9 protein-coding genes are annotated in these 23,044 nt (G+C 49.4%); all 9 read left to right on the forward strand.

The features are described from left to right. Nucleotides 1–210: 210 nt before the first annotated feature. The 9 genes from ACOJUN_RS02590 to ACOJUN_RS02630 all read left to right on the forward strand — a co-directional run bounded on the left by ACOJUN_RS02590 (nt 211) and on the right by ACOJUN_RS02630 (nt 23,006). The gene (locus tag ACOJUN_RS02590) at nt 211–3,294 is read left to right on the forward strand and encodes a hypothetical protein (protein WP_422135112.1); all 3,084 of its coding nucleotides are present in this window, start codon (nt 211–213) and stop codon (nt 3,292–3,294) included. Nucleotides 3,295–3,410: 116 nt separating this feature from the next. After that, on the forward strand, nt 3,411–6,530 hold the full coding sequence (locus ACOJUN_RS02595) for a hypothetical protein (protein ID WP_422135113.1): 3,120 nt from the start codon (nt 3,411–3,413) through the stop codon (nt 6,528–6,530). Then, a complete protein-coding gene (locus ACOJUN_RS02600) occupies nt 6,527–9,562 on the forward strand; it encodes a hypothetical protein (RefSeq protein ID WP_422135114.1) in 3,036 nt (1,011 codons plus the stop codon). The genes ACOJUN_RS02595 and ACOJUN_RS02600 overlap by 4 nt, the downstream gene beginning before the upstream one ends. Nucleotides 9,563–9,653: 91 nt before the next feature. After that, nucleotides 9,654–12,707: a hypothetical protein gene (locus ACOJUN_RS02605; RefSeq protein ID WP_422135115.1), complete on the forward strand. Its 3,054-nt coding sequence runs from the start codon at nt 9,654–9,656 to the stop codon at nt 12,705–12,707. A 345-nt stretch (nt 12,708–13,052) separates the two neighbouring features. Next, nucleotides 13,053–13,247, forward strand: a complete 195-nt coding sequence (locus ACOJUN_RS02610; protein WP_422135116.1) for a hypothetical protein — start codon at nt 13,053–13,055, stop codon at nt 13,245–13,247. After that, entirely contained in the window at nt 13,244–16,273 is a 3,030-nt protein-coding gene (locus tag ACOJUN_RS02615; protein ID WP_422135117.1) for a hypothetical protein, read from the forward strand. Before ACOJUN_RS02610 ends, ACOJUN_RS02615 begins: the two co-directional genes overlap by 4 nt. A gap of 323 nt (nt 16,274–16,596) precedes the next feature. Then, complete coding sequence (locus ACOJUN_RS02620; protein WP_422135118.1) at nt 16,597–16,728, forward strand: hypothetical protein; 132 nt, start codon at nt 16,597–16,599, stop codon at nt 16,726–16,728. Continuing rightward, complete coding sequence (locus tag ACOJUN_RS02625; protein ID WP_422135119.1) at nt 16,725–19,778, forward strand: hypothetical protein; 3,054 nt, start codon at nt 16,725–16,727, stop codon at nt 19,776–19,778. Before ACOJUN_RS02620 ends, ACOJUN_RS02625 begins: the two co-directional genes overlap by 4 nt. A 141-nt stretch (nt 19,779–19,919) precedes the next feature. Beyond that, nucleotides 19,920–23,006 carry a hypothetical protein gene (locus ACOJUN_RS02630; protein ID WP_422135120.1) on the forward strand — a complete coding sequence of 1,029 codons (3,087 nt, stop codon included), beginning with the start codon at nt 19,920–19,922 and terminating at the stop codon, nt 23,004–23,006. Nucleotides 23,007–23,044: the final 38 nt, after the last annotated feature.

Below are 23,044 nucleotides of genomic sequence, written 5' to 3' on the forward strand. Positions count from 1 at the left end.
AGAGCAGACACCTGAAAGTGGATTTCCTTTGCTCTCGCTATGAAAAAGTAGGATCACCAACGCAGGATTAAGGCCCAAATCTTCAGCGCAATAGGGAGTTAGAAAGCACGATTGGTATGAAATGGAACTTTTCACCGGCCAGTTACTCTAAGGATGAAAGGAATCCCCAAACGAAAGCAGGTAAATAATAAATATTAAAGGAGTACTACCATGGATGTTGCCCATACCGCTGCGAGTCAGTGTCCACTTTCTCAACCCGAATCAAACTTTGACACCCGGTCGGTAACGTCCTCTGGCCAATGGACAGTCTGCGAAGCGACTGGCAAACGGCTACTGCATCATCCCAGGGAGTGTGAACGACAAAAGCTACTGCAGGCTGCTGAGAGTGGGCGCCTGGCATTTCGGAGCATTACATTGACGAATGAAATAGATTACTTTTCAGGCAAGGGAGCACCAAGACCCTTCACCCTCGCCCTGCCGGGGCGGATGATGCCTACCAAACGTATGTCGAAAGGCCATAGTAACTGGATGGTGGGCATTGTTGATCCAAAATGCCTGTACGTCTATAAACGTGATGCACGGACTAAAAGGCTGACGAGGGAGCAAGGTTTTAGTCCGGATACACTGCAAGTAAAACTACTGCCTGATCTGCAATCTCTGCTCAATAGACGTCTTGAGCGTGGCGATCAAATCATCTGGAGAGTTTATCCTCGTTTCACCTCGGGGCATCTGCAAGCGGATGGGACGTTCAGTTTGCCAAAATTGAAACCCCGCGAGAAGTTTTTCTCAATTGATTACCCAGAACTGGTGCTCGCCAAATACGCTAAAGAAGACATCAAATGCTTGTGTGTTTACAAGGATGCAGAGATGAATATATCCGATATCCTTCTGGAAAAGCGTGAGTGTGAAAAGGAATTGCAGCTTAAACCCTTGCCACTGGTCGTTTATTGCCACGAAACAGGTTCTGTTGAGGTCTATTTTGACGATGAGCTGGACAGTAAACACCTGGCCAGAAATGAGCATTCTCTGAATGATTTTGCGTTTTTAAGGGGCGTAGCCTCAGAAAATTTCAGAGCCGTGTTAAATCTGCTGCCAATGTCTTTGCGGGCGCAGGCACTGAGTTCAGAATTAAACATCCCGCCGGATCTTGTCCACAATCTGCAAGAAGCCATAGAGCTGTTGAGTAGTCCCTGTTGTTACAATTACGAGCGACTTCTGGAATTAAAACGTAATGGCTTGCCGGTTGAGCAGCCTTTTTTTTACATCGCGGGTATTAGATCTTTGCTTGATTTTCTCATGCACAGCGAAATATTCAGACACAATGGTGTTCAGGAACAGCAAATCAGGAAGCAGCAGGAGGAAGAAGCTTACCGATGTTTTCAGCTGCTCTTGCAGAGCGGGACAAGGCTGACTGAATTTGGTCTGGAACTCATCAGCAACATGGAATCCAAGAATGATTCTGCAATGCCAGCGGGCATATTCAATTGTCTGGTGGCTGCTTATGCTCCATTTGATTTCCTGAGCCTGCAACATCTCTGTCGTTTACCTTTAATCGGTTGCTCGGGGAGCATCGTTGAATTTGACCGAATCTGTCGGGGCAACAGTCAACTGGAAAATCAGGCCTGTTTGAACAGGGCATCATTTTATGTGACAACCAGGCTGGCTCCAACCCTCGAAGATATTCAGTCCCACTTATTGGCCTTGTTTCGTTATGAGGCTATCCCGGACGAAGACTTTCTGAATGATCTTAAAAACGATCTGGAGTGGCTTTACCCTGAAGGCAAGAAGGTTATTGGTGATTTTTCCCTGGCTGATTACATCGAATGGATTGAAAATCTGTGGCAGCAACGGGAAACCTATCCTCTCTACCGGAATTGGCCAAAGCGTGTCCGGCAGGCTCAGAAGGACATCAGGAATCTGAAACAATCACTCGGTCCGGACGCTTCTCACAACCAGGCAACAGCATTGGCAACCGAGAGGACCAAGGCATTACAGTTTGTGGTGGACGCCTTCAGCAAAGCGCCGGTCCTGCCTGAAAATGTCGGCGATAATGAGGCAACCATCGTGAAAGTATTGCAGCATTATTACCGCCGTCCGGGACCGGAAAGAGTCATCAAGAGCCTTACACAGATCATGCCAACAGTATGGAAACCAATGCACAGTTGCAGCCATGTCCTGAGAGCCAGGAATAATGGGCACTGGTATATGGAATTGCTGGAGAAATTTCAGCAGTGTTCCCTGAAACCGGATGAAAAAGAACTCCTGTCTCTGGCCATTATCTACCATGACGCGGCTGCCGAAGATGTTGACAAATCAGTGGAAGAATCCAAGTCAGCTGATTACTTCAAACGGGACCTGACAGGGCATTACCCTGAACAGCTACTGAAGGATATGGCACTGGCGATGACCAGCAAGGAAAACGATGTCATGGGCGGCGATCAGCAAAACCTGTCTGAGTCCGTGCGCTGGTATCTGCGCATATTACGCTTTGCGGATCGAATGGACGTTATCCGTGGTTGCGGGGTTGGCACTGATTTTCCCGGATTAACGGTGGCTCGACCTTCGGGATTTGACGCCAGACGTCTTGACATACCATCGCAGCTGACCGAACAGTTTACCTCCGACACTGACAACAAAACTGAATTCCAACGGCATCTGGAAGCCGCCATGCACGGTGCGGCTGATCTGGCGCAGGTCACCGGACCAATGCGAGATCAGCGCAAAAAAAACTACTCCCACGTCTACGGTCTGATTGGCAATGGTTCAGAGATCTCTGAAAACTTTGAATGGACCACTGAGCCAGTGCAGAGAATGAACCGGTATATTGATGACAATGTTCGCCGCAAAATCGCTCAGGAGGCCGGCATTATTGTCTGTTCAGACTCCAGACACCGAACCTGCAAGGCGGATCAAAACAAAGGGATCACTTATGGCATTCATAACAGCTGGTATGATCTCCAGCAGGTAGCGATTCCGGCCGGAATGACGCTGTTGGAAAAGATGCAGTATGAACATGACCCGTCGCTGCTGAGTCCGGCAACACAACAGGCAATAGAGCAAGAGGTGCAGCGGCTGAGGAGCGAAGGTATACGGATGAATACGGGCACCTTGACGCAGAAAACACTGCTTTCGAAGAAAGCCCGAAGAGTACTGAAACAGCGAGGTATTGCCGTGGTCAGCAAGAAGCGTCCCTACCTTAACAACGATGGCTTCCGGAAAGAATGGAAAATGCTGGTGCCAAAGAAGAAAGCGAAGCTTGATGCTCAGCAGGAAAAGACCGATAAAATCCTTTGATCTTTCTATGATAATGCCACTATGAACATGGAACTTTTCGCCAGCCAGTGACTCTAAATTACTGTAAACCCCCATATGGAAGTGGGTAGGTAATTTGTTTTTGCAGGAGTATTACCATGAATGTTGCCCACGGAACGGGGACCTCTGCGAGCCCATACCCTCCCTCTCAATCAAAGTTTGACACCCCGTCGGTAAAAGCCTCAGGCCGATGGGCATTGCGCAAATCGACCAGCAAGCTGCTACCCAATGATCGCCGGGAGTCTGCTCGACAAGAGCTACTTCACGCTGCTGAGAGTGGACGCCTGGCGTTTCGCCGAATTGAATTGACTGAAGAAAAAAATAACTTTTCAGGTAAGGGGGCACCAAGGCCCTTCACCCTCGCCCTGCCGGGGAAGATGGCGCCCACTGGGACCGTATCAGAAAGATGCGGTAGATGGATGGTAGGCATTGTTAATCCTCAATGCCTGCATATCTACAAACGTGATGCTAACACCCAGCAACTGGCGTGGGGCACTGGCCCAAATCAACTGGGTGTAAAGCAACTGCCTGATCTGCAATCATTGCACGATAGACTTCTTGAGCGTGCTGATAAGATTGTCTGGGGAGTTTATCCTCGTTTCACCTCGGGACATCTGCAAGCGGACGGAACGTTCAGTTTACCAAAATTGAAACTCGGCGATGGCACCTTCTCAGCTGATTACCCGGAACTGGTGCTCACCAAATATGGCAAAGAAGACATCAAATGCTTTTGTGTATACAACGATGCTCAGATAAATATTGCCGATATCCTGCTGGACAAGCATCAATGTGAAAAGGAATTTCAGCTTGACCCCCTGCCCCTGGTTGTTTATTGCCACCGCACTGGTTCTGTACAGGTCTATTTTGATGATGAGCTGGACAGTAAACGCCTGGCCAGAAATGAGCACTCTCTGAATGATTTTGCGTTTTCACTGTGCCTGGCCCCAGAACATTTCAGAGCCCTGTTAAACCTGCTACCAATGTCTTCGCGTGCAGTGGCGCTGAGTTCAAAATTAACCGACTCAACGAAGGTTATGGGTAAATTGCAACAGGCCATCAAGCTGGTGAGGAATCCCCGTTTTTACAGTTACGAGAAACTTCTGAAATTAAAACAAAGTGGCTTGCCAATTCACCAGAGTTTTATTCATCACGGAAGTGTTCGATCTTTGCTGGACATGTTGCTGCTTTCCGAAGCGTGCAGAAACTCTGAGCCAGAGCACGAGCAAACCGGGGAGCAGGAAAAAGAAGCGTGTCGCTTACTCAAGCTGCTTCTGCAAAGTGGTGCAGGGCTGGAAAGAACTGTTATTCAACACATTGCCTCTATGGAAAGTGCCTTACAACCGGTAATGCCGACGGGTGTCATAAATTATTTGGTGGCTGCCTTTGCTCCATTTGATTTTCTGACCCTGAAGCATCTCAGCAGAATACCTTTAACCGGTTGCCCGGGGAGTGTTATTGAATTTGACCGAATCTGTAAGGGTCTCGGTCAAGAGCAACTAAAGCAATATATGAAAGAGGTTATATCTGATGTGGGTTCATACCCACACCTCGACATGCTCAGGCAACGCTTACTGGCCCTCTTTCGTTACGGTGATTGCCCCGACAAAAAAATTCTGCTCAGGCTCAAAGGAAGTCTGGAATGGTCTCACCCAGAGGGTAAGAAAGTTATTGATGATTTTTCTGTGGCAGATTATATCCAATGGGTTGATGAACTATGGAAGCATCGGGAAACACATCCTTTCTACCAGAATTGGTCAAAGCATGTCCGGCAGGCTAAGCAGGACATCCGGGAACTGAAACGATCTCTGGATCCGGGCAATTCTCACAATCTGGCTACCCCATCAGCAGCCATAACATCAAAAGCATTGCGGTTTATGGTGGACGCCTTCAACAGGCCGCCGGTCATGCCAGATCATACCGGCGATAATGAAAAAACCATCCTGAAGGTATTGCAGCATTATTACCGCCGTCCGGGACCGGAGCGGGTAATCCAGAGCCTTCACAGAAAAACCATGCCAACAGTGTGGAAGCCGCAGCACAGCTGCAGTCATGTCCTGCGGGCCAGAAATAATGGGCACTGGTATATGGAATTGCTGAACAAATTTCAGCAGCGTTACTTTAGCGAAGAAGAAAAAGAACTCCTGTCGCTGGCGATTATCTACCACAATGCGGCTGCCGAAGATGTCGACAAAACAGAAGAGGAAACAAGTTCAGCTGAATATTTCAAACGGGACCTGACCGGACACTACCCTGCCCCCCTGCTGGCTGATATGGCAGAGGCAATGATCAACAAGGAAAACGATGTTAAGGGTAAAGACCAGCAGAACCTGTCTGTGTCAGTGCGTTGGTATCTGCGCATATTACGCTTTGCGGATCGCACGGACGTTATCCGTGGTTGCGGGGTTGGGGCTGATTTTCCCGGATTAACGGCGACTCGAACCCGGGGTTTTAACGCTGGACTTCTTGACTTACCAACGCAGCTGACTGAAGACTTTACCTCCGGGCCTGACAACAAGAGTGAATTCCAACGTCATCTGGAAGCCGCCATGCATGGTGCGGCTGATCTGGCGCGGGTAACCGGGCGACTTCACGATCAGCGCAACAAAGATTACACCAAAGTCTACGGTCTGATTGGCAATGGCTCCAAGATCTCTGAAAACTTTGAGTGGACAACCGAGCCAGTGCAGAGAATGGACCAGTTTATTGACGACAACGTTCGCCGCAAAATAGCTAAGGAGGCGGGAATTGTCGTCTGTTCAGATCCCAGCCACCAAGCCTGCAAGGCTGATCAGAATAAAGGGATCACCTATGGCATTCATAACAGCGGGTATGATCTGGCGCAGGTGAAGATTCCGGCCGAAATGACGCTGTTGGAAAAGATGCAGTACGAACATGACCCGTCGCTGCTGAGCCCGGCAACACAACAGGCAATAGAGCGAGAGGTGCAGCGGCTGAAGAGCGAAGGTATACGGATGAATCCGGGCACCTTGACCCAGGAAACGCTGACTTCGGAGGAAGCCCGAAAAGTGCTGAAGGAGCGAGGTATTGCGGTGGTCAGCGAGCAGCGTCCCTACTTTACCAGGGATGGCCTGCCGGGAAAACGGGAAATGCTGGTGCCAAAGAAGATGGCGGTACCTGATGCTCAGAGTATGCCAGCAGAGGAAGTAGATCCATATGGAAGTGAGCAGGTAGTAAGTTTTACAGGAGTATTACCATGAACGTTGCCCAGGGAACGGGGACCTCTGCGAGCTTCTACCCTCCCCCTCAACCAAAGCTTGACACCCGGTCGGTAACAGTCTCTGGTCAATGGACTGTCTGCGAATCGACCAGCAGGCTGCTTCACCCCGGAGAGTCTGAGCGACAGAAGCTACTGCAGGCCGCTGAGACTGGGCGTCTGGCGTTCCGGCGAATTGAGTTGACCAAAGAAAACGATTACTTTTCGGGTAAGGGGGCACCAAGACCCTTCACCCTCGCCCTGCCGGGAGAGATGATGCCCACCGGGCGCGTGCCAGAAGATTATGGTGAATGGATGGTGGGCATTGTTGATCCACAATGCCTGTACGTTTATAAACGTGACGCAGGGACCAGAAAACTGCTGCTAGAGCCTGACTTAACTCCAGAAACACTGTCAGTGAAATTGCTGCCTCATCTGCAATCATTGCTTAACAGGTGTCTTGAACGTGGCAATCAAATCTTCTGGAGAGTTTATCCTCTTCGTTTCACCTCGGGGTGTCTGCGAGCGGACGGGACGTTCAGTTTACCTAAATTGAAGCCCGACGATACTACCCGCTCAGATGATTTCCCGGAACTGGTGCTTGGCAAATATGGTAAAGAAGACATCAAATGCTTCTTTGCTTACAACGATGCACAGATAAATATTTCCGACATCCTGAGGGACAGGTCTCAGTGTGAAAAGGTATTGAAGATTAAAAACTTGCCTCTGGTCGTTTATTGCCACCGCACAGGCTCTGTACAGGTCTATTTTGATGACGAGCTGAACAGTGTAAACCTGAACACGAATGAGCGTGCTCTGAATGATTTTGCGTTTTCACAGGGCTTAGACCCAGACCATTTCAGAGACATGTTGAATCTGCTGCCAATGTCGCTGCGAGCAAAAGCACTGAGTTCGGAGTTAACCGTCTCATCGGATGTAAGGCATAAACTGCAACAGGCCATCAAATTAGTCAGTGATCCCTGTCATTACAGTTATGAAAAGCTTCTGGAATTAAAACAAAGTGGCTTGCCGATTCACCAGCGTTTTTTCCATGAAGGATTTGTTGATTCTTTGCTTGACCTGTTGCTGTTTTCCGAAATAGACAGAAACCGTGAGCCAGAGCATGAGCAAACCCGGAAACAGGAGGAAGAAGCTTGTCGCTTACTTCACCTGCTTCTGCAGAGCGGGGCAAAGCTGGGAACTGCTGCTTCCGAAATTGACAACATGAACAATAGCTCAGAACCGGTAATGCCAGTGGGCGTAATGAATTATCTGGTGGCTGCTTTTGCTCCATTTGATTTTCTGACCCTGGAACATCTCAGCAGAATACCTTTAACCGGTTGCCCGGGAATCGTCGTTGAATTTGACCGAATCTGTCAGGGTTACAGTCCAGGGCAACTAAAGCAGTGTATGAAAGAGGTATTATCTGATGTGTTTGTCGACTCTATATCGCTCGACATGATCAAGTCACGCTTGCTGGCCCTTTTTCATTATGACGTTTGCCCGGACGAAGAGATTCTGCTTGATCTTAAAGACATTCTGAAATGGTATTACCCGGACGACAGGAAAGTTATTGGTAACTTTTCCATGACTGATTATATCCAATGGATCAAAAACCTGTGGCTGCAACGGGAAACACATACTTTCTACCAGAATTGGCCAGAGCATGTCCGGCAGGCTCAGCGGGAGATCAGGGACCTCAGACAATCGCTCGGTCTGGACGATTCTGGCGCATCGGCAACAGCATTGGCAGCTCAGACACCAGCGGCATTAAAGTTTGTGGTGGACGCCTTCAGCACACCACCGGTCCTGCCAGATAATGTCGGCGATAATGAAAAAACCATCCTGAAGATATTGCAGCACTATTACCGCCGTCCTGGACCGGAACGGGTGATCCAGTGCCTGGTCAGACCAACAATGCCAGCAGTATGGAAGCCGCAGCACAGCTGCAGCCATGTCCTGCGGGCCAGGAATAATGGGCACTGGTATATGGAATTGCTGGAGAAATTTCAGCTGTGCTCCCTGAGCCCGGATGAAAAAGAACTCTTGTCTCTGGCGATTATCTACCATGATGCGGCTGCCGAAGATGTCGACAAATCAGCTGAGGAATCAAAGTCAGCTGAGTATTTCAGGCGGGACCTGACCGGACGCTATTCTGTGCAGTTGCTGGATGATATGGAACAGGTGATGACCAGCAAGGAAAACGATGTTGAGGGTAAAGACCAGCAGAACCTGCCTGACCCTTTACGCTGGTACCTGCGCATATTACGCTTTGCGGATCGAATGGACGTTATTCGTGGTTGCGGGGTTGGGGCTGATTTTCCCGGATTAACGGTGACTCAACCTCCGGGATTTGACGCCAGACGTCTTGACATACCATTGCAGCTGACCAGTCAGTTTACCTCCGAGTCTGGTAACAAAACTGAATTCCAACGTCACCTGGAAGCCGCCATGCACGGTGCGGCTGATCTGGCGCGAATAACAGGACAACTTCTGGATGAGCGCAAAAAAAACTACACCCAAGTCTACGGTCTGAACGACAATGGCTCAAAGATCTCTGAAAACTTTGAATGGACAACTGAGCCAGTGCAGAGAATGAACCAGTTTATTGACGACAATGTCCGGCGCAAAATAGCTCAGCTGGCCGGTATTATTGTCTGTTCAGACCCCAGCCACCAGGCCTGCAAGGCGGATCAGAACAAAGGGATCACTTATGGTATTCATAACAGCTGGTATGATCTTGGGCAGGTGACGATTCCGGCCGGAATGACACTGCTGGAAAAAATGCAGTACGAACATGACCCGTCACTGCTGAGCCCGGCAACACAACAGGCAATAGCGCAAGAGGTGCAGCGGCTGAAGAGCGAAGGTATACGGATGAATACAGGCACCTTGACCCAGCAAACGCTGGATTCGGAGGAAGCCCGGGAAGTGCTGAGCAAGCGTGGTATTGCCGTGTTCAGCGAGCAGCGCCCCTACTTTACCAACGATGGCTTCCCGAAAGAACGGAAAATGCTGGTGCCAGAGAAGAAATAAGACCGGAACTTTTTCCCGGTTAATCACTCTAATGATGAACGTATCCACTCTCAGGGAATTGGAGAATAACAACTATTATTGGAGTGACATCATGAATACTTTAAGTGGTATAAATTGTTTTTCCTGCCTGCGCCCGCAGCCAAACCCTCACACACAGTCAGTAGCGGCGTCTGGCCAATGGACAACCACCGAACCGACCAAACGCCTACCCCCGCCTTCCAGAGAAGATCAGCGACAAGCACTGCTGGAGGCTGCAAAGAGTGGTCGCCTGGCGGTTCGGCAAATTGAATTAGCTGAAGAAGCCAGTTACCTGGATAGCAATAGCACACCAAGAACCTTTACCCTTGCCCAACAGGGGATGCCCTGCTCGAGCCGGAAAGCTGAGCAGAAATGGACGGTAGGCATCGTCGATCCAAACTGCCTGTACGTCTACAAAAAAAATGCCGCCAGCAAGTGGCTGGAATATGGCCCAGCTGCGGATAAACCGGACGAAAAACTACTGCCTGATCTGCAATCATTGGCTGAAAAATCTGATGAGACAAGGGAACGAACCTGGTGGGATATTTATCCTCCTTTTACCTCAGGACATCTGGAGCCGGACGGGATGTTCAGTTTACCAAAACTGAATGAGTACAAATATGATGCCTCTATGCCTACTTCACTTTATTTTTATCACCCCGCGCGTTCAGAAATCGTAGTCACCCACTATGGAAAAGCAGACATCAAATGTTTTTTTGTTGTCAGTGATACCTTTAAAAATATTTCGGATATCCTGCAGGATAAAAAGCAGTGTGAACAGGCACTGAAAATTGAACCACTGCCAATGGTTGTTTTTGACCACCACACCGGGTCTGCAGAGGTCTGTTTTGATGATGAACTTGACTTTGAACATCTGGCCCTGGTTGAGCATTCTCTGGATATTTTCAAGTCTTTCTGGAATATACGCTTTAACACTCTCAAGAGCATGATGAATTTGTTGCCAATGCGTACGCAAACAGAAGCACTGAGGTCAGGATTTACCATCCCGCCGGATGATCAACATAAATGGCAACAGGCCATCGAGCTGGTGAGTGATCCCTGTTCTTTCAGTTGCCAGAGACTTTCGGCATTAAAAGAGAGCGGCTTACCCATTCACCGCTGTTTCTGTCATGAAGGAACGGTTACTTCTTTGCTTGATATGCTTCTGATTTCAGAGCTGAAAAGATTCAATAACGAGCCCCGGGAACAGAGCGTTCCGGATCAGGAGGACGAAGCTCTGCAAGTACTTAAGCTGCTTTTGAAGAGCGGGGCAATACCGACTGCACGAGGCTTGTCCATTATCAAAACGATGGGATCAAATGGTCAACTTTTCATGCCACCGGCCCTATTCGATTGTATGGCGGCTGCCTTTGCTCCATTCAGGTTCCTTACCTTGCAAAACCTTTGGAATATACCATTGACCAGTTGTTGGGGAGGCATCGTTGAATTTAACCGAATCTGCAAGGAATACGATCATCAGCAATTGCAAAGTTGCCTGAGAGAGGGGTTATCTCGTGAGCGACTTTTTCAGAAACCAACCCTTGATACCCTGGAGTCCCACTTACTGGCCCTGTTTCATTTCGGGGCTGTCCTGGACGATAAGGTTCTGGATAGGGTTAAACGCGATCTGGCGCATTGCGATGACAACATGAGGGTTATTGATAATTTATCCGTGGCTGGTTTCATCGAATGGGTTCAAGGTCTTTGGTGGGAACGCAACACCCACAGTCTATACCGGAATTGGGAAACACATGTCACCGAGGCCCGTGAGCAACTTGCGAAACTGAAACAATCCCTGGATCTGCCGAACTATCGCCACGCATCGTTAAAACCGATGTTACAGTTTTTGGTAGATGCCTTTAGCAAACCCCCGGTCTTGCCGGATAATGTCGGCGATAATGAAGACACCATCCTGAAGGTGTTACAGCATTATTACCGTCGCCCGGGACCGGAGCGGGTGATTGCCAGCCTGGGCTACTTCTTCCCGGATACGTGGAAACATGACTCCTGCAGTCATGCGCTTCGGGCCAGGAATAATGGGCTCTGGTATATGGAATTGCTGGAGAAATATCAGGCATATTCTTTTACTCCACAAGAAAAAAGTCTTCTGCCGCTGGCCATTATTTATCAAGGGGCCGCTTGTGAAGATGTCGAAAGATCGGCGGAAAAAACAAAGTCAGCTGATTACTTCAAACGGGACCTGACCGGGCACTACCCTGAATCGCTGTTGAATGACATGGCACTGGCGATAGTCAACATGAAAAACAAGGCCGGTGATAAAGCTGAGCAGAACCTGTCTGAATCCGTAAGCTGTTATCTACACGTATTACGCTTTGCTGTTCTTATGGACAAAATTCGCTCTAAAGGGGTTAGCCCTAATTTTCCGGGATTGACGATGGCTCAACGTCGGATTCCTGATGCTTCAGACCTTGACCTGCCACCGCATTTGGCTACCGATTCTGCCAGCGAGCAAGACTTCAAAACTGAATTCCAACAGCATCTTGAAGCCGCTATGCACGGTGCGGCTGACCTGGTGCAGGTGCAAACCAAGCACCCATGGAAGCCGACTTTAGACAAGCGTGAAAATCCTTACATCCAAGTCTACGGCCTGGTTCCTGATGGCAAAAAAATCACTATGCAATTTGATCTGACAGCGGAGCCCGTGCAGAGAATGAACCGGTTTATTGATGATAATGTTCGCCGCAAAATTGCCAAACAGGCCGGAATTATTACCTGTTCAGACCCCAGTCACAAAACCTGCAAGGCGGATCAGAACAAAGGGATCACTTATGGTATTCATAACAGCTGGTACGATCTCAGTCAGGTGAGGGTTCCGGCCGCAATGACGCTGCTGGAAAAGATGCAGTTCGAACATGACCCGTCGCTGCTGAGCCCGGCAACACTTCAGGCAATAGAGGAAGAGGTGCAGCGGCTGAAGAGCGAAGGTATTCGGATGAATCACGGCAGCTTGACCCGGGAAACACTGAATTCGGAGGAGGCCCAAAAAGTGCTGAAGGATCGGGGTATTGCCGTGATCAGCGAGAAGCGTCCCCACTTTAGTAGCGACGTTGGCTTTACGCAAGAACCGGAAATACTGGTGCCAAAGAAGATAGCAAAGCCTGATTGAGAGCATGTCGGCAGGTTGGCATGGACAATCCGTTGACCACACTATGAGTGAATACCGCTTCGGGCAATAAGATCCTGACGGAACTTTTTTACCAATCAGTCACTCTAATAATAAGAGTATGGGCTCTCAGAGGCTGTCGCAAAACTCTAAGAACTCGTTCCAACGCTCTGAGGGTGTCGCAAAACTTCAACAGCTCGTTCTCGCGCTCTGAAGTCGTCATTCCCGCGCTCTGAAGTCGTCATTCCCGCGAAGGCGGGAATCCAGCGCCAACGGTGGATCTCTGCCTTCTCGGGGATGACAAGGCCAGGGGGACACCGGGCAGTAGGGTTCTGGTGGAGAGTCAGTGTGGATTCCCGCCTTCGCGGGAATGACGAGAATGAAGCCGGGAATGACGAGAATGAAGCCGGGAATGACGAGAATGAAGCCGGGAATGACGAGAATGAAATCGGGAATGACGGGGGTGAAGGCGGGAACCAGAGTTTTACGACAGCCTCCTCAGGGAAGAGGGAAATAATAACGATTATTGGAGCATCATCATGAATATTTTCAGAGGCATAAAACTCCCATCCTGGCTCTGTCATCAGCCAAACCTTAACACCCAGTCGGTAACAGCCTCTGGCCAATGGACAGCGACCGAACCGGCCAAACGACTACCGGGGCCTTCCAGAGAACCTGAGCGTCAGGCACTGCGCCTGGCGGCGGAGAGTGGGCGTCTGGCGATCAGGCAAATTGAACCCGCCGAAGTAGCCAGTTACTTTAATGACAATGGCACACCAAGATCCTATACCCTTGCCTTGCAGGGGATGCCCCACGGGGACCTGAGAGGTCGATGGATGGTAGGCATCGTCGACCCGGATTGCCTGTATGTCTACAAACAAAATCCAGATACCTGGCCGCTGAAACAAGGCGCAGAGGCGGATAAACTGAACGTAAAACTTCTGTCTGATCTGCAATCATTGGCTGAAAAAGATAAAGAGATACAAGAACAAGCCGGTTGGGAGGTATATAAACGTTTTACCTCAGGACATCTGGGGGCGGACGGAAGGTTCAGTTTGCCAAAACTGAAGCCCGGCAAATACGATAGCCACAAACCTAGTACATTATGTCGCGGTGGCTCCGTACCCCCTCCGCAACTGCTGGTCACCAACGATGGAAAAGCAGACATCAAATGCTTTTTTGTTGTGAGTGATGTCCCTGGAAATATTTCGGATATTCTGCAGAAAAAGCGTGAGTGTGAACGGGCATTGAGCCTGCCGCCCCTGCCACTGGTTGTTTTTTGCTGCGAAACCGGGTCTGCAGAGGTCTGTTATGACGATGAACTTGACTCTGAACATCTGGCCCTGATTGAGCATTCTCTGGATTGTTTTGATCCTTCCGGGAATATATCTATAGAAAAAATCATGGACAGAATGAAATTATTGCCAATGCATTTGCAAGCAGAGGCACTGAGGTCAGGATTTTCCATCCCGCCGGAAGATCAACATAAATGGCAACAGGCCATCGAGCTGGTGAGTAATCCCTGTCCTTACAGTGCCCAGAAACTTCTGGCATTAAAGGAGAGAGGCTTGCCCATTCACCGCTGTTTTTTTCATGAAGGAAAAATGACTTCTTTGCTTGATCTGTTCCTGTTTTCTGAAATAGAAAGATACAATGCCCATGACCATGCAACGGAATTCCGGGTTGATGAAGTTGACCCATTACTGCGGCTGCTTTTGAAGAGCGGGGCCAGACTGACTGCATGGGGCCAGGACCATATCAGACAGATGGGAGGTTGTACTTCACCATCTTTGCCACCTTACCTGTTCAATTATATGGTGGCTGCCTTTGGTCCATTTAAGTTCCTTACCTTACAAAACCTCTGGAATATACCATTGACCCGTTGTTCGGGAGGCGTCGTTGAATTTGACCGAATTTGCAAGAACTACAATGATCAGCAACGGCAGATCTGCCTGATAGAGATATTATCTCGTAAGCGGTTTTATCCGAATCTAGCCCTCGATACCCTGGAGTCCCAGCTACTGGCCTTGTTTCGTTACGAGGCTATCCCGGACAAAGATGTTATGGATTCGTTTAAACGCGATCTGAAGACCTATCACCATGACAATGCAAAGCTTATTGATAATTTATCCGTGGCTGGTTACATCGAATGGGTTGAAGAACTCTGGAAGAAACGGGAAACCTGCACTCTTTACCAGAATTGGCCAGCACATGTCGAGGAGGCCAATCAGCAAATCGCGAAACTGAAACAATCCCTTGATCTGCCGGTCGATCGCTTCGCATCGGTGAAACCGGCGTTACAGTTTATGGTGGATGCATTCAGCAAACCGCCGGTCTTGCCAGATAATGTCGGCGATAATGAAGACACCATCCTGAAGGTGTTACAGCATTATTACCGTCGCCCTGGACCGGAGCGGGTGTTGGCCAATCTGGACAAACTCTTTCAAAAAACGTGGAAAGAGGAACACCCTTGCAGTCATGCTCTGCGGGTCAGGAATAATGGGCTCTGGTACATGGAATTGCTGGAAAGATGTCAGGTTCACTCTTTTAATCCAGTCGAAAAAAGTCTCCTGCCACTGGCCATTATTTATCAGGGTGCCGCAGCTGAAGATGTCGACAAATCGGCAGAAAAAACCAGGTCAGCTGTTTACTTCAAACAGGACCTGGCGGGGCATTTCCCTGAAAAGCTACTGGATGAGGTCGCTCTGGCGATAGTCAATATGGAAAACGATATCGGTGGTACAGCGGATCAGAAGCTGTCTGAAACCGTGCGCTGGTATCTGCGCATATTACGCTTTGCCGTTCATATGGACTTTATTCGCCATATCGTTGAGCCTGAATTTCCCGGGTTGGCGACTCAGCCTCAGTTTTTCAACACTTCCGACCTTGACCTGCCGCACCTGTGGGCCAGGGATTTTACCAGCGAGCCAGACCACAAGACTGAATTCCAACGGCATCTGGAAGCCGCCATGCACGGTGCGGCTGACCTGGTGCAGTTAACAACCACACACCCCATGGACAGGCGCAAAAATCCCTACACCGAAGTCTACGGACTGGTGCCTGATGGCAAAAAAATCACCCTGCAATTTGACCGGACAGCGGAGCCCGTGCAAGGAATGGAGCGGTTTATTGATGATAATGTTCGCCGCAAAATTGCCAAACAGGCCGGAATTATTACCTGTTCAGACCCCAGTCACCAAACCTGCAAGGCGGATCAGAACAAAGGAATCACTTATGGTATTCATAACAGCTGGTACGATCTGAGGCAGGTGAGGGTTCCGGCCGCAATGACGCTGCTGGAAAAGATGCAGTTCGAACATGACCCGTCGTTGCTGAGCCCGGCAACACTTCAGGCAATAGAGGAAGAGGTGCAGCGGCTGAAGAGCGAAGGTATTCGGATGAATACGGGCACCTTGACCCGGGAAACGCTGGATTCGGAGAAGGCCCAGGAAGTACTGGAGGATCGGGGTATTGCCGTGGTCAGCGAGCAGCGTCACTACTTTGGTGCAGATGGCTTCCCGAAGGAACGAAAAATGCTGGTGCCAAAGAAGATAGTAAAGCCTGATTGAGAGCATGCCGACAGGTTGGCATGGACAATCCTTTGACCCCGCTATGAGTGAATACCGCTTCGGGCAATAAGATCCTGACGGAACTTTTTTACCAATCAGTCACTCTAATAATAAGAGTATGGGCTCTTAGAGGCTGTCGCAAAACTCTAAGAACTCGTTCCAACGCTCTGAGGGTGTCGCAAAACTTCAACAGCTCGTTCTCACGCTCTGAAGTCGTCATTCCCGCGAAGGCGGGAATCCAGCGCCAACGGTGGATCTCTGCCTTCTCGGGGATGACAAGGCCAGGGGGACACCGGGCAGTAGGGTTCTGGTGGAGAGTCAGTGTGGATTCCCGCCTTCGCGGGAATGACGAGAATGAAATCGGGAATGACGGGGGTGAAGGCGGGAACCAGAGTTTTGCGACAGCCTCCTCAGGGAAGAGGGAATTAATAACGATTATTGGAGCATCATCATGAATATTTTCAGAGGCATACAACTCCCCTCCTGGTTCTGTCATCAACCAAACCCTAACACCCAGTCGGTAACAGCCTCTGGCCAATGGACAGCGACCGAGCCGACCAAACAGTTACCGGGGCCTTCCAGAGAAATTGAGCGTCAGGCACTACGCCAGGCGGCGGAGAGCGGGCGTCTGGCGATTCGGAAAATTAAACCAGCCGAAGTAACCAGTTACCTTAACGGCAATGGCACACCAAAATCCTTTAACCTTGTCTTGCGGGGGTTGCAACACGGGAACCTGACAGGTCGATGGACGGTAGGCATCGTCGACCCGGATTGCCTGTATGTCTACAAACAAAATCCGGGTACCTGGCCGCTGAAACAAGGCGCAGAGGCGGATAAACTGAAGGTAAAACTTCTGTCTGATCTGCAATCTTTGGCTGAAAAAGATAGAGAGATACAAGAACAAGCCGGTTGGGAGGTTTATAAACGTTTAACCTCAGGACATCTGGGGGCGGACGGAAAGTTCAGTTTACCAAAACTGAAGCCCTTCAAATACGATAGCCACAAATCTGCTTCAGCATATTTCGGAGGCTCCGTACCCCCTCCGCAACTCGTGGTCACCAACGGTGGAAAAGCAGACATCAAATGCTTTTTTGTTGTGAGTGATGTCCCTGGAAATATTTCAGATATTCTGCAGAAAAAGCGTGAGTGTGAACAGGCATTGAGCCTGCCGCCCCTGCCACTGGTTGTTTTTTGCTGCGAAACCGGGTCTGCAGAGGTCTGTTATGACGATGAACTTGACTCTGAACATCTGGCCCTGATTGAGCGTTCTCTGGATTGTTTTGATCCTTCCGGCGAATCTTTATCCAAAATCATGAAGGTAATGAATTTATTGCCAATGCATTTGCAAGCAGAGGCACTGAAGTCAGGATTTTCCATCCCGCCTGATGATCAACATAAATGGCAACAGGCCATCGAGCTGGTGAGTAATCCCTGTCCTCACAGTGCCCAGAAACTTCTGGCATTAAAAGAGAGAGGCTTGCCCATTCACCGCTGTTTTTTTCATGATGGAAAAATGACTTCTCTGCTTGATATTTTCCTGACCTCTGTAGTAGTCAAATACAATGTGCATGACCGGGCATCGGAATTCCGGGTTGATGAAGTTGCCCCATTACTTCGGCTGCTTTTGAAGAGCGGGGCCATAATGACTGCATGGGGCTGGCACCTTTTCAAACAGATGGGAGATTGTGATCAACTTTATATGCCACCGGACATGTTCAATTATATGGTGGCTGCCTTTGGTCCATTCAAGTTCCTAACCATGCAAAACCTTTGGAATATACCATTGACCGGTTGTCCCGGAGGCATTGTTGAATTTGACCGAATCTGCCAGAAGTTCAATGATCAGCAACGGCAGAACTGCCTGAAAGAGGGATTATCTTTTCTCCGGCTTTATCAGAAGAAAACAACCCTGGATACCCTGGAGCCCTTCCTGATAGTCTTGTTTCATTTCGGCGCTGTCCTGGACGAAGACGTTTTGGATTCTATTGGAAGCGATCTGAAGCTGTATGGCGGTGAAACGCTTATTTGTAATTTATCCGTGGCTGGTTACATCGAATGGATTAAAACACTCTGGCATGAACGGAATACTCACCCCCTCTTCTGGAATTGGCCAGCACATGTCGAAAAGGCCAATCAGCAACTCAAGGAACTGAAACAATCCCTCGATCTGCCGGTCGATCGCTTCGCATCGGTGAAACCGGCGTTACAGTTTATGGTGGATGCATTCAGCAAACCGCCGGTCTTGCCAGATAATGTTGGCGATAATGAAGACACAATCCTCAAGGTTTTACAGCATTATTACCGTCGCCCGGGACCGGAGCGGGTGATGGCCAGCCTGGACAAATTCCTTACAAAGACGTGGAAAAAGACTCACTCTTGCAATCATGCCCTGCGAGCCAGGAATAATGGGCTCTGGTATATGGAATTGCTGGAGCGATGTCAGGTTCACTCTTTTAATCCAGTCGAAAAAAGTCTCTTGCCACTGGCCATTATTTATCAGAATGCCGCAGCTGAAGATGTCGACAAATCGGCGGTAAAAACCAGGTCAGCAGTTTACTTCAAACAGGACCTGGCCGGGCATTTCCCTGAAAAGCTACTGGATGAGGTCGCCCTGGCGATGGTCAATATGAAAAACGATATTGATGGTGCAGCGGATCAGAAGCTGTCTGAAACCGTGCGCTGGTATCTGCGTATATTACGCTTTGCCGTTTGTATGGAATTTACTCGCAATATCGTTGAGCCTGAATTTCCCGGGTTGGCGACTCAGCCTCTGTTTTTCAACGCTTCCTATCTTGACCTGCCGGACCCGTGGGCCAGGGATTTTACCATCGAGCCTGACCACAAAACTGAATTCCAACGGCATCTGGAAGCCGCCATGCACGGTGCGGCTGACCTGGTGCAGGTAACAACCACGGACCCTGAGGACCAGCGCAAAAATCCCTACACCGAAGTCTACGGACTGGTGCCTGATGGCAAAAAAATCACCCTGCAATTTGACCGGACAGCGGAGCCCGTGCAAGGAATGGAGCGGTTTATTGATGATAATGTTCGCCGCAAAATTGCCAAACAGGCCGGAATTATTACCTGTTCAGACCCCAGCCACCAAACCTGCAAGGCGGATCAGAACAAAGGAATCACTTATGGTATTCATAACAGCTGGTACGATCTGAGGCAGGTGAGGGTTCCGGCCGCAATGACGCTGCTGGAAAAGATGCAGTTCGAACATGACCCGTCGTTGCTGAGCCCGGCAACACTTCAGGCAATAGAGGAAGAGGTGCAGCGGCTGAAGAGCGAAGGTATTCGGATGAATACGGGCACCTTGACCCGGGAAACGCTGGATTCGGAGAAGGCCCAGGAAGTGCTGGAGGATCGGGGTATTGCCGTGGTCAGCGAGCAGCGTCGCTACTTTGGTGCAGATGGCTTCCCGAAGGAACGAAAAATGCTGGTGCCAAAGAAGATGGAGAAGCCTGATGCTCAGACTTCGCCAGCAGAGGATGGCCGATAAAATCCTTTGATCTCGCTATAAAAATGCAGCTGCGAACTTCAATGGGACCCTAATGGAACTTTTTGCCAGATAGTTACTCCAAAGACTCTTAGGTTTACCTTCAGGAAATGGTTAAGTAATAGGTCTTACAGGAGTATTGCCATGAATATTACCCATGGAACGGGAACCTCTCAGAGCCTGTGCCCTACAACAAATTTTGACACCCAATCGTTAACGGCTTCTGGCCAATGGACAGTCTGTGAATCGACCAGCAAGCTGCTACCCCCTCATCCCAGGGAGTCCGAACGACAACAGCTACTTCGGGCAGCTGAGAGTGGACGCCTGGCGTTTCGGCGCATCAGATTGACTGAAGAAAACGATTACTTCTCGGGTAAGAGAGCACCAAGAGCCTTCACACTCGCCCTGCCGGGAGAGATGATGCCCTCTATGCCCCTGCCAGATGATTGCGGTGAATGGATGGTGGGCATTACTAACCCCCAATGCCTGTTCGTTTACAAGCGTGATGCCACCACCCGGTATCTGGAGTTGGGCGCAGATGCGGATAAACTGGATGTAAAACTACTCTCTGATCGGCAATCATTGTTCGACGGACTCATTGAGCATGCCAATAAGGTTACCTGGGGAGTTTATCCGCGTTTCACCTCGGGACATCTGCAAGCGGACGGAACCTTCAGTTTACCAAAATTGAAAACTGGCAATTATTCCCACCTGGAATGTTACCCTGAACTGGTGCTGACTAATTACCGCAAGAAAGACATCCAATGCTTTTGCGTTTACAACGATTCAAAAACAAATATTTCCGACATCCTGCGGGATAAGTATCTCTGTGAATTTTTATTGCAGATTGACCCCTTGCCTCTGGTTGTTTATTGCCATCGCACAGGTTCTGTACAGGTCTATTTTGCTGATGAGCTGGACAGTCTGTATCTGACCAGGAATGAGCGTTCTCTGGATGATTTTGCGTTTTCACAGGGCCTGGCTCCAGATCATTTCAGAGACATCCTGAATCTGCTGCCCATGTCTTTGCGGGCAAAGGCACTGAGTTCGGAATCAACCGTCTCAGTTGATCCGGATGTCATACACAAACAGCAACAGGCCATCGAGCTGGTCAGTGATCCCTTTCTTTACAGTTATGAAGAGCTTCTGGAGTTAAAACAAAGTGGCCTGCCAATTCACCAGCGTTTTTTTCATAAAGGAAGAGTTCGATCTTTACTTGGCATGCTGCTGGACTCCGAAATACGCAGAAACGAGCGGCCAGAACACGATCAGACCCGGAAACAGGAGGACGAAGCCCGGCGCTTATGTCAGTTGCTTCTGCGCAGCGGTGCGAGGCTGGATGGGTATGTATATCTCATTGAGCGCATGGCGGGTATCTTTGGACCGGCAATCCCGGCTGGGATATTCAATTGTTTGGTAGCTGCCTCTGCTCCATTTGAGTTCCTGACTCTGGAACATCTCAAATGGTACCCTTTGACCGGCTGCCCGGGTAGCGTCGTTGAATTTGACCGTATCTGCCGTGGTCAGAATAAACTGCAACGGCAGGAATGCCTGACAAGGGTATTAAATTATGTGGTAACTCTGAAGAATAGAACCCTCAAACATATTCAGCTCAGCTTATTGGCCCTGTTTCATTACCAGGTTGCCGTGGACAAAAACGTTCTGGATAGTCTTGAATCCCATCTGGATATGTATCGCCAAGAAGATGAAAATATCATTGATGATTTTTCCGTGGCTGATTATGTCAAATGGGTCAAAAAACTATGGGAGCAACGGGAAACATATCCTTTCTACCAGAATTGGCCAAAGCATGTCCGGCAGGCTCAGCAGGACATCAAAGATCTGAGACAATCTCTTGGTCTGGACGATTCTCACAATCTGGCAACACCATTGGCAACCGAAACACCAGCGGCATTAAAGTTTGTGGTGGACGCCTTCAGCACAGCGCCAGTCCTGCCCGATAATGTCGGCGATAATGAAAAAACCATTCTGAAGGTATTGCAACATTATTACCGCCGTCCGGGACCGGAACGGGTGATCCAGAGACTTGGCATGCAAACCATACCAACCGTGTGGAAACCCCTGCACAGCTGCAGTCATGTCCTGCGGGCCAGGAATAATGGGCACTGGTATATGGAATTGCTGGAGAAATTTCAGCAGTGTTCTCTGAAAGAACAAGAAAAAGAACTTCTGTCGCTGGCAATTATCTACCTTGATGCGGCTGCCGAAGATGTCGACAAATCAGTTGAAGAAACAAGTTCAGCTGAATATTTCAAACGGGACCTGGCCGGACACTACCCTGAAAAGCTGCTGGCTGATATGGCAATAGCGATAGTCAGCAAAGAAAACGATGTTAAGGGTAAAGAGGAGCAGAACCTGCCTGACTCTGTGCGCTGGTATCTGCGCATATTACGCTTTGCAGATCGCATGGATGTTATCCGTGGTTGCGGGGTCGGGGCTGATTTTCCGGGATTAACAGTGACTCGAACTCTGGGTTTTGACGCTACACGTCTTGACTTACCATCGCAGCTGACCGGTGAGTTTAGCTCCTGGTCTTGCAACAAGAGTAAATTCCAACGACATCTGGAAGCCGCCATGCATGGTGCGGCTGATCTGGCACGGGTAACCGGGTCACTTCTGGATCAGCGCAAAAAAAACTACACCCAAGCCTACGGTCTCAAAGACAATGGCGCAAAGATCTCTGAAAACTTTGAATGGACAATTGAGCCAGTGCGAAGAATGGACCAGTTAATTGACGACAATGTCCGGCGCAAAATAGCTCAGGAGGCCGGAATTATTGTCTGTTCAGACCGGAGCCACAAAGCCTGCAGGGCCGATCAGAACAAAGGGATCACTTATGGTATTCATAACAGCGGGTATGATCTGGGGCAGGTGACGATTCCGGCCGGAATGACGCTGCTGGAAAAGATGCAGTACGAACATGATCCGTCGCTGCTGAGCCCGGCAACACTTCAGGCAATAGAGGACGAGGTGCTGCGGCTTAAGAGCGAAGGTATTCGGATGAATCTCGGCACCTTGACGCAAAAAACGCTGACTTCGGAGCAAGCCCAAAAGGTGCTGGAACAACGGGGTATCGCCGTGGTCGGCGAGAAGCGTCACTACTTTACTAACGAAGGCATCCCGAGAGAACGGGAAATGCTGGTGCCAAGGAAGATAGCGAAGCCTGATGCCCAGAGCGCGTCGGCAGAGTGGGCCTGTAAAATCCTTTGATCTGGCTATGAAAATGCAGCTGCGGACTTTTTTGGAAC

The organism is Endozoicomonas sp. ALD040, assembly GCF_049275945.1.
Lineage (GTDB): Bacteria > Pseudomonadota > Gammaproteobacteria > Pseudomonadales > Endozoicomonadaceae > Endozoicomonas_A.